This is a genomic window from Streptomyces sp. NPDC048275 (assembly GCF_040652275.1).
Lineage (GTDB): Bacteria > Actinomycetota > Actinomycetes > Streptomycetales > Streptomycetaceae > Streptomyces.
Genome location: NZ_JBEZLR010000017.1, coordinates 20,269 through 29,287, shown reverse-complemented (window position 1 = coordinate 29,287; position 9,019 = coordinate 20,269). Strand labels below are relative to the sequence as shown.

The following is a 9,019-nucleotide window of genomic DNA, read 5'->3' as shown; positions in this document are numbered from 1 at the left end:
GCCACAGCCTGTGTCGAGAGCGCGACCGTGCTCGACCCCTCCTTCGTCGGGGCCTCCGCGCGCTCACGCTCTCGACACAGGCGCGCCCCTTCGGCTCACTCGCCAGCCGGATCAGCCCGCGGTGAAGTGGACCTGGGCGGCCGTCACGACCGTGCCCAGGCGCGGGAAGTCGAGGCTGACGGAAGCCTTGTGTTCGGCAGCGGTGAGGGCGGCCATCGCGTCCTCGGCGAAGACGAGGTCGTAGCCGAGGTCCGCTGCCGCGCGGGCGGTGGACTCGACACCGAGGTTGGTGGCGATCCCGCCGAACACCAGGGTGGAGACACCGTGTTCCCGCAGCCGCTCGTCGAGACCGGTGCCCTGGAACCCGCCGATGGTCCGCTTCACGATCTCGATGTCACCGTCCGCCGCGAGCCCGGCGACGAGCCCACTGCCGGGCGGCTGCTCGGGGACCCCGGTCCGCTCGACCCGGATGAGGACGACGAGCGCGCCCGCCTTGCGGAAAGCGGCCGCCAGCTCCTCCGCCGCCGCGAGGACTTCGGTGCCCTTTCGGGGCTCCAGGGGCAGTGCGACGATGCGGTCCATCAGGTCGACGAGCACGAGAGCGGTGCGCGCGGGGTCGAGGGCGAGTCGGGGCTCGGCTTCGGGTGCGGTCATGACGGAACGTTAGCCTTTACTGGCCGTCCGTACCGGAAATCCGGATCAACAAGCTCATGAACTGCTCCCCGGCTTCCAGGTGGCGCGTTCTCCCGGGGTGAGCCGCAAGTGGTACGCGTTCCACCCTTAGCGTGTCCGCCGACACTCCGCCACCACTCGTCCGGTGTACCCGTCGCCACTCGTCCGGTGTACCCGTCGCCCCGCGCGCATCCCCGCACGCTTGAGCTCGTTATTCATGGGGAGTTCTCTCGGGTCACGCCTGCGTCGCGGGGCCCGTCGTCCGGGTAGGAGGCAGTTACTTGGATGCCGGCACCACCCTGCTCGGCTCATTGTTGGCCTGCGCAGGCGTGCTGGGCGCGGCCATCGTGGCCTATCTGGGGAAGCGGGGCGAGAACGCCCTGAACGGTTTCTCCAGTCTCACCGACAAGCTGCAGTACGAGCGCGACCGCCTCGAGCGCCAAGTCGTCGAACGCGACTCGCGCATCGAAGAGCTGTCCACGCTGCACGCTGCGGACCAGTCGGAGATCGCCCGGTTGCGTCTCGACATCCACCGCCTTGGAGGTGCGCCGTGAACGGGTTCCAGCGGCTGCTCGCCCTGCGCTGGCGCAGCATCTTCCTCGTCTGCATCCTGATAGCGCTCTGCGGTGTCGCGGTGATCCTGTGGGCGCGCATCGACGCCGGGGACCGCCGGGCCGAGGAGCTTCGCTCGGAGGCGGACCGGCGCGGCAAGGCCCTGTCCACGCTCGCGCAGGACGTGCGCGACCTGCGCGCCCAGGTGGAGGCCGGCGGCGGCACCCCCGCGGCTCCGGACCCCTCGGATGCCGTTGACCATCTGATGGACCGGGTGCGGGTGCCCGCCGGGGTGCCCGGAGCACCCGGCGCCAAGGGCGAGCGAGGTACGGGCGGGAAGACCGGCGCCACCGGCGAACGCGGTCCGCGCGGCGAACAGGGCGCGGCGGGGCCGTCCGGCGCGCCCGGCCCCTCAGGAGCGCCCGGCACGGACGGCACGGACGGTTCCCCCGGCCCGGCGGGACCTCCCGGACCTCAGGGCGAGCAGGGCTACCAGGGCCAGCCGGGTTCGACCGGGCTGTCGGGCGCGAAAGGCGACAAGGGCGACACAGGCGACAAGGGCGACAAGGGGGATCCCGGGCAGCCCGGCCCGAAGGGAGACGCCGGTCCCGCCTGCCCGGACGGCTACACCCTCCAGGTACCCGCGAACGATCCGGACGCCCTGGTCTGCCGCACATCGGGAGCGGCGGCACCGGGACCAACTCCCCAGTCCGCAGCGGTACTTCCCGTACTGCCACCCCCGCGACGCCGACGAGATGTGACGTGAACCGGCGTGATCACGACCCGCGCACGCTCCTTGTGTCCAAAATATCCAGATCACCCCCGGACACGGTCCGGTATCTCCCCATGGACCACGTGCGCGGCGGCCACTAACGTCCCGTCCGTGCCCGACGACGCACGAGCACGACGGCAGACCGGGGCCGGTCTTGGCATCCTGCTCGCCCTGGTCTGCGCGGCTGTGCTGCTCACCGCCCTCCCCGACCACGACCGGGAGGGCGGCGGGACATGCGCCGCTCGTACGCTCAAGTCCTGGAGCGCCGACGCCGGACTCACGGGCGAGTTCGCGCGCTACGGCGACGACGCGACCCGCGCCGACGACTGGACCGGCGGCGACGGCACGCACTCGGTGCGGCTGCCGGACGGGCGGGTGCTGTGGCTGTTCTCCGACACCTATCTCGGCCAGGTGCACGGGCCGCCGAACCCGGTCGGCGAGTCGTACGCCTGGCGTGACGCGAGCGCGCCCCTCGTGCGCAACTCGGCGGTCGTGATGAGTACGCAGGGCCGACTGCTGAGCACGCTCCGCGCGCCCGTTTTCCCGGACCCCGCCCCGCAGCAGTGGCGCTGGCCCGTCGCCGCCCGTGTCGAGCCCCGCTCCCCGGGCTCCTCGGAGCAGGTGCTCCGCGTCCTGCTGTGGACCCGTACGACGGGCCAGTCCCCCTGGATCTACGGCGTGCCCACCTCCACCGAGGTCGCCACACTCTCGCTGCCCGGCCTGCGGCTCGAGGGCATCACCACGATCCTGGACCAGAGTGCCGTCGCGGACCCCTCCCGGCGGGTGCTGTTCGGCACCTCGACGGTCGACGCGGGCGACTGGACGTATGTCTTCGGCGGCGACGACGGCCAGGCCGCCTCACGCCCCGCCTCGCAGGCGTACGTGGCGCGGGTGCCGCGCGGCCGGCTCGGGGAACCGGCCGCCTGGGAGTACTGGGACGGGGCGCAGTGGGCGGTGCGGGGCCGACCGGCGCCGGTGCTCGGGGACGGGCGGCGCACGGGCGTGGGCAGCGCGTTCACGGTGGTGCGCGACGGCGGCACCTACGTCCTGTTCACGATGGCCGTCGGCACCGCGGGCCTGACGACGATCACGTCGTACTGGGCGTGCGCGCCGACCGGCCCCTGGCAGAGGCCCACCCGGAGCTTCAGCCCGTCCCTGCCGCAGGGGCAGGTGGCCGCGTACAACCCGCAGGCGCACCCGGCGCTGAGCGACGGCGACCGGCTCGTCCTCAGCTACGACGTCAACTGGCTGGACGCGACGGGCGCCGCGGCGCAGGCGAACCTCAGTCGGAACGTGTCGCTGTACCGACCGCGATTCGTGACTCTGCGACTGGGATCGGCTCCGTAGCCGCCTCGGGGTCGCGGGCCCGGCGCTTGGCGATCACCGCGCACACCATGAGCTGCATCTGGTGGAAGAGCATCAGCGGCAGCACGGCGAGCGAGGCATGCGCGCCGAACAGCACACTGGCCATGGGAAGTCCGGAGGCGAGGGACTTCTTCGACCCCGCGAACTGGATCGCGACGCGGTCCCCGCGGTTGAAGCCCAGCGCCTTCGCGCCGTACCAGGTGAGCGCCAGCATCACCGCGAGCAGCACGGCCTCGACGACGAGCAGCACGGCCAGCCGGCCGACGCTGACCTGGTGCCAGATGCCCTGCACCATGCCCTCGCTGAACGCGGTGTAGACGACGAGCAGGATCGAGCCGCGGTCGACGTATCCGAGAGCCTTCTTGTGGCGCGCGATGAATCCGCCGATCCAGCGGCGCAACACCTGCCCGGCCACGAACGGCACGAGCAGTTGCAGCACGATCTTGAGCAGCGAGTCCGCGGAGAAACCGCCGCCGCTGTTGCCGAGCAGCGCCGCCGCGAGCAGCGGGGTGATGACGATGCCCGCGAGCGAGGAGAAGGAGCCCGCGCAGATCGCGGCGGGCACGTTGCCGCGCGCGATGGAGGTGAACGCGATCGACGCCTGGATGGTCGACGGGACGAGAGTGAGGAAGAGGAGGCCGGTGTAGAGGTTGTGCGTCAGGAGAACCGGCTCGAGTCCACGGGCGGCGAGGCCGAGCAGCGGGAAGGCGACGAAGGTGCAGGCCAGGACCACGACGTGGAGCCGCCAGTGCTTGAATCCGTCCATCGCCTCACGGGTGGACAGGCGCGCGCCGTAGAGGAAGAAGAGGAAGGCGATCGCGGCTGTGGACGCGCCGGAGGCCACATCGGCGCCCGTACCCCGCGCCGGAAACAAGGTCGCGAGACCCACGGTCCCGAGCAACACCAGGATGTAGGGGTCTATCGGCATCCAACTCGGCCACTGCAGGCGTTTCACGGTGCTCCACTGCTCGGTTCTCGTATGTTTTCGCAGGTCTTCGTGGGTTCTTCGTAGGCGGTCGCCCCGGGGCGGGTCGTGCCCTCTCCATCGTCCTCTTCCGGCAGTCAATCGGGAATCCGGTATACCGCTCTGACTGCCATCATGTTTCGCGATAACGTGAGGCCATGTACGACCCTTCGCAGCTGCGTACGTTCCTGGCGGTGGCCCAGACCTTGAGCTTCACGCAGGCCGCGCGACGGCTCGGCCTGCGCCAGTCCACGGTCAGCCAGCACGTACGCCGTCTCGAGGACGTCGCCGGACGGCAGCTGTTCACCCGCGACACGCACTCCGTCGAGCTCACGGAGGACGGCGAGGCGATGCTCGGCTTCGCGCGCCGCATCCTGGAGGTGCACGAGCAGGCGACGGCGTTCTTCACGGGTACGCGGCTGCGCGGCCGGCTCCGCTTCGGCGCGTCCGAGGACTTCGTGCTGACCCGGCTGCCGGAGATCCTGGAGAGCTTCCGGTACGACCATCCCGAGGTGGACCTGGAGCTGACGGTCGAGCTGTCCGGCACCCTGCACGAGCAGCTCGCGGCGGGAAAACTCGACCTGGTGCTGGCGAAGCGACGCCCCGAGGACCCGCGCGGCGAACTGGTCTGGCACGACCGCCTGGTGTGGATCGGCGCGGAACGCCTGCGCCTCGACCCCGACCGCCCGGTCCCCTTGATCGTCTACCCGCCGCCGGGCATCACCCGCGCCCTCGCCCTCGAAGCCCTGGAACGCCAGGGCCGCCCCTGGCGCATCGCCTGCACCAGCGGCAGCCTGAACGGACTCGTCGCGGCGGCCCGCGCGGGCCTGGGCGTGATGGCCCACTCCCGGGGGCTCGTCCCGCCCGGTCTGGTCCGCGTCCCGGAGCGGGCGGGACTGCCGGAGCTGGGCGAGGTCGACTTCGTCCTGATGCACGGGAGACGGCAGGCATCGGCGCAGGGCGCGGCGGACGCGCTGGCGGCGGCGATCCTGGGGGGCGGGGACCGGCTGCACCGGGGCGGCGGGGCTAGCGCGGCGGCTTCGCGTACGTGAGCTGCTTGACCCGGCGCAGGAACGGCGCCGTCTCGACGTGCTGGACCCCTTCGAGGCGGCCGAGTCCGTCACTCAGGGCCGTGTCGCGTGCGACGTCTGTGGGACTGTTTCCGGAATCTCCGCGACGGCCCCACCGCTGTCCGCAGAGTGCGGAATCAAAACTTCCACATCTGCCGTCCGGGCCGCCTCGCACCGTCACCACGTCGTACAGATTCCGTGGAGATTACGGGACCGAAACCTACGGGGCCGTAAGGGATTCTGTCCGGTCCCTTCCCCATGTGCGGGCATTTACTCGGCTGACCTGTGCATATACCGCGCCTTCACCCTTTACGGCACCTCTCCCACCCTGCGGCGCCGTGGGGTAGCTTTCACGGCGCTGTGCGGAGCACCACGAGGAGCGGGATTGCGCGAGTTCACCAACCCTCCGTTGGCGTCGACGCCGCCGGTGGGCGGCCTGGCCGACGTCGTGTTCGAACATGCCCAGGAAGACCCCCTGCACATCGCCCTCGGCCGCAAGGACGAGGAGGGCCAGTGGCGTGACGTGACGTCCGCCGAGTTCCGCGACGAGGTCCTCGCCCTCGCCAAGGGGCTGCTCGCCCAGGGGATCCGGTTCGGGGACCGGGTCGCGATCATGTGCCGCACGCGCTACGAGTGGACGCTCTTCGACTATGCGCTGTGGACGATCGGCGCCCACGTCGTGCCCATCTACTCGACCTCCTCCGCCGAGCAGGTCTTCTGGATGCTGTACGACGCAGAGGTGTCGGCGGTCATGGTGGAGCACGAGGACCACGCGATGACGATCGCCACGGTCGTGGACCGGCTGCCGCAGCTGCACAAGCTGTGGCAGCTCGACGTGGGCGCGGTGCAGGAGCTGTACGAGGCGGGCATGCACCTAGACGACGAGGTGGTGCACCGGCACCGGCGCGCGGTCACCCCGGACTCGATCGCGACGATCATCTACACCTCGGGCACCACCGGGCGCCCCAAGGGCTGCGTCATCTCGCACGCCAACTTCATGTTCGAGGCGGACACGGTCATCGAGCGCTGGGAGCCCGTCTTCCACTCCCGGCGCGGTGACGAGGCGGCCACCCTGCTGTTCCTGCCGCTCGCGCATGTCTTCGGACGGATGGTGCAGGTCGCGGCGATCCGCGGCAAGGTCAAGTTCGGCCATCAGCCGCAGCTCAACGCCGCCGCCCTGCTGCCGGACCTGGCCGCGTTCCGGCCGACGTTCTTCCTCGCGGTGCCGTACATCTTCGAGAAGGTCTTCAACGCCGCCAGGCGCAAGGCGGAGAAGGAGGGCAAGTCAGGCCCGTTCGAGAAGGCCGTCGAGGTCGCCGTGCGCTACGCGGACGCGATCGAGGAGAAGGCCTGGGGCATCGGGCCCGGCCCCTCGGCGGGCCTGCGCATGCAGCACCAGCTCTTCGACAAGCTCGTCTACTCCAAGGTCCGGGCCGCGATGGGCGGCCGGGTCAAGCACGCGATGTCGGGCGGCTCGGCGATGGACCGGCGGCTCGGACTGTTCTTCGCGGGCGCAGGCGTCTTCATCTACGAGGGGTACGGGCTCACCGAGTCCACGGCGGCGGCGACCGCCAACCCGCCCGAGCGCACCCGGTTCGGCACCGTCGGCCAGGCGATCCCCGGCACCACCGTGCACATCGCGGACGACGGCGAGATCTGGCTGAGCGGCGACAACGTCTTCCAGGGGTACCTGAACGACCCCAAGGCCACCGACGCCACCCTGCACGACGGCTGGCTCGCCACCGGCGACCTGGGCTCGCTCGACGAGGACGGCTATCTCACCATCACCGGGCGCAAGAAGGAGATCCTGGTGACCTCCGGCGGCAAGAGCGTCTCGCCGGGGATCCTGGAGGAGCGCGTCCGCGACCATCCGCTGGTCGCCCAGTGCATCGTCGTCGGCAACGACCGGCCCTACATCGCGGCGCTCGTCACGCTCGACTCCGAGGCCGTCGAACACTGGCTCCAGATGCGCAACAAGCCGCCGCTGTCCCCCGCCGACCTGGTGCGCGACACCGACCTGGAGACCGAGGTACGGCGCGCGGTGGTCGCCGCGAACACGCTGGTGTCGCAGGCCGAATCGATCCGTACGTTCCGGATACTGGCCCACCAGTTCACCGAGGAGCACGGGTTGCTGACGCCTTCACTGAAGCTGAAGCGGAAGGCGATCGAGAAGGCGTACGCGTCGGAGGTCGAGGCGCTGTACCGGGCGTAGGCCCCTCTCCGCAGACAGCGCACTCCCCCGCCCCATCATCGCTATCGGATCTGACGCATCATCACTTCTCGATGCGTCAGATATTGACGCTCCGTCAGATCCCACGGACACTTTCGGTCACCCAACGGAGGGGGACCCGACGTGTCGCGACCGATCCGCACCATCACCGCCGCCGTGGCCGCACTGCTGCTCGCCACCGCCTGCAACTCCGCCTCCACCAGAGAGAGTTCGGACAAGGCAGCCGGAAGCTCCACCCGCGGAGTGACCGCCGACTCGATCAAGGTCGGTGGCATCGTGTCGATGACGACGGCCACGGGGTACTCGAAGAAGGACACCGACCTCGGCGCGAAGGCCCGCTTCGACCGCGCGAACGCGGAGGGCGGCGTCAACGGCCGGAAGATCGACTACCTGGGCGCCGAGGACGACGGCCAGGACCCGGCCAGGAACCTCGCGGCGGCACGCGAACTCGTCCAGCGGGACAAGGTCTTCGCGATCTCCCCGATGAGTTCGACGACCTTCTCGGGCGCCGACTTCCTCCAGCAGGAGAAGGTCCCCACCTTCGGCTGGGGTACCCTCCCGTCGTTCTGCGGGCCCAGCTACATCTACGGCTTCGGCGGCTGCATGGTGCCCATGCCGGGCGGCACCATCTCGCAGACCTGGCCGGAAGGGCTCAAGCAGGTCATGGGCGACGCGCCGGGCAAGTCCGTGGCGATCCTGGCCAACGACAGCGACGCCGGCACGTTCGCCATCCGCACCTACAAGCAGAGCTTCGCCTCGGCCGGCTACCGGGTGACGTACGCGAAGCCGTCCGTGCCCGCCGGCTCCGTGCCGAGCGACTGGTCGGCGTACACCAAGGAAATCCTGCGCAGCGACGGCGGCAAGGCCCCGGACGCGGTCGTCTCCGTGATGCAGACCCCGTACAACATCGGCCTGTTCACCGCGCTCAAGCGCACCGGATACGACGGCGTCCTCACCGACCCCACCGACTACGACCCGTCACTGCTCGCCAAGAGCGCGACGAAGCAAGCGCTCGACGGGGTGCACGTCCTGCTGTCGTTCCAGCCGTTCGAGCAGGACAGCGCGGATATGCGGCAGTTCAAGCAGGACATCGGCAAGGCCGCCGGGAAGGACGTGCCGCTCAACATGCACATGATGACCGGGTACATGTCCGCCGACCTGTTCCTCGCCATCGCCGAGAAGGCGGGCAAGAACCTGACGGTGGCGTCCTTCCAGAAGGCGGCGGGCGGGTTCTCCGACACCGGCACGCTGGTCGGCGACCGCGCCGAACCCAGGGGACAGAAGGAGTCGTTCGGCTGCGGGGCGCTCGTCCAGCTCAAGGAGGGGAAGTACGTCGTGTCGGCGCCCTTCACCTGTTACCCGCCCATCCCCTTCAAGTAGCCCGGCCACGAGGG

The 9,019-nt window shown here is 70.3% G+C and carries 8 protein-coding genes and 1 pseudogene; 6 read left to right on the top strand and 3 right to left on the bottom strand.

From position 1 onward, the window contains the following. Positions 1-111: 111 nt before the first annotated feature. Positions 112-654, bottom strand: a complete 543-nt coding sequence (locus tag AB0D57_RS13250; protein ID WP_362071082.1) for an isochorismatase family protein — start codon at positions 652-654, stop codon at positions 112-114. A gap of 299 nt (positions 655-953) precedes the next feature. Here AB0D57_RS13250 and AB0D57_RS13245 point away from each other — a divergent pair, with 299 nt between their 5' ends. The 3 genes from AB0D57_RS13245 (at position 954) to AB0D57_RS13235 (ending at position 3,343) form a co-directional block, all read left to right on the top strand. Then, entirely contained in the window at positions 954-1,226 is a 273-nt protein-coding gene (locus AB0D57_RS13245) for a hypothetical protein (protein WP_362071080.1), read from the top strand. Continuing rightward, the gene (locus tag AB0D57_RS13240; protein WP_362071078.1) at positions 1,223-1,990 is read left to right on the top strand and encodes a collagen-like protein; all 768 of its coding nucleotides are present in this window, start codon (positions 1,223-1,225) and stop codon (positions 1,988-1,990) included. The genes AB0D57_RS13245 and AB0D57_RS13240 overlap by 4 nt, the downstream gene beginning before the upstream one ends. Before the next feature lie 117 nt (positions 1,991-2,107). Continuing rightward, positions 2,108-3,343 carry a DUF4185 domain-containing protein gene (locus AB0D57_RS13235; protein WP_362071076.1) on the top strand — a complete coding sequence of 412 codons (1,236 nt, stop codon included), beginning with the start codon at positions 2,108-2,110 and terminating at the stop codon, positions 3,341-3,343. Here AB0D57_RS13235 and AB0D57_RS13230 read toward each other — a convergent pair. Then, a complete protein-coding gene (locus AB0D57_RS13230) occupies positions 3,279-4,316 on the bottom strand; it encodes a bile acid:sodium symporter family protein (protein ID WP_362071074.1) in 1,038 nt (345 codons plus the stop codon). The two genes, AB0D57_RS13235 and AB0D57_RS13230, sit on opposite strands and share 65 nt — an antisense overlap. Positions 4,317-4,483: 167 nt before the next feature. Here AB0D57_RS13230 and AB0D57_RS13225 point away from each other — a divergent pair, with 167 nt between their 5' ends. Then, positions 4,484-5,377, top strand: coding sequence for a LysR substrate-binding domain-containing protein (locus AB0D57_RS13225; protein ID WP_362071072.1), 894 nt, complete (start codon positions 4,484-4,486; stop codon positions 5,375-5,377). On the opposite strand, the pseudogene AB0D57_RS13220 reads toward AB0D57_RS13225, so the two are convergent. Then, positions 5,352-5,453 (bottom strand): annotated as a pseudogene (locus tag AB0D57_RS13220) (AsnC family protein); the annotation flags it as partial. The gene AB0D57_RS13225 and the pseudogene AB0D57_RS13220 overlap by 26 nt on opposite strands. Before the next feature lie 327 nt (positions 5,454-5,780). Here AB0D57_RS13220 and AB0D57_RS13215 point away from each other — a divergent pair. Both AB0D57_RS13215 and AB0D57_RS13210 read left to right on the top strand, forming a co-directional pair. Continuing rightward, positions 5,781-7,607 carry an AMP-binding protein gene (locus AB0D57_RS13215; protein ID WP_362071070.1) on the top strand — a complete coding sequence of 609 codons (1,827 nt, stop codon included), beginning with the start codon at positions 5,781-5,783 and terminating at the stop codon, positions 7,605-7,607. 141 nt (positions 7,608-7,748) lie between these two features. Further along, complete coding sequence (locus tag AB0D57_RS13210; protein ID WP_362071068.1) at positions 7,749-9,005, top strand: ABC transporter substrate-binding protein; 1,257 nt, start codon at positions 7,749-7,751, stop codon at positions 9,003-9,005. The last annotated feature ends 14 nt before the right edge of the window (positions 9,006-9,019 follow it).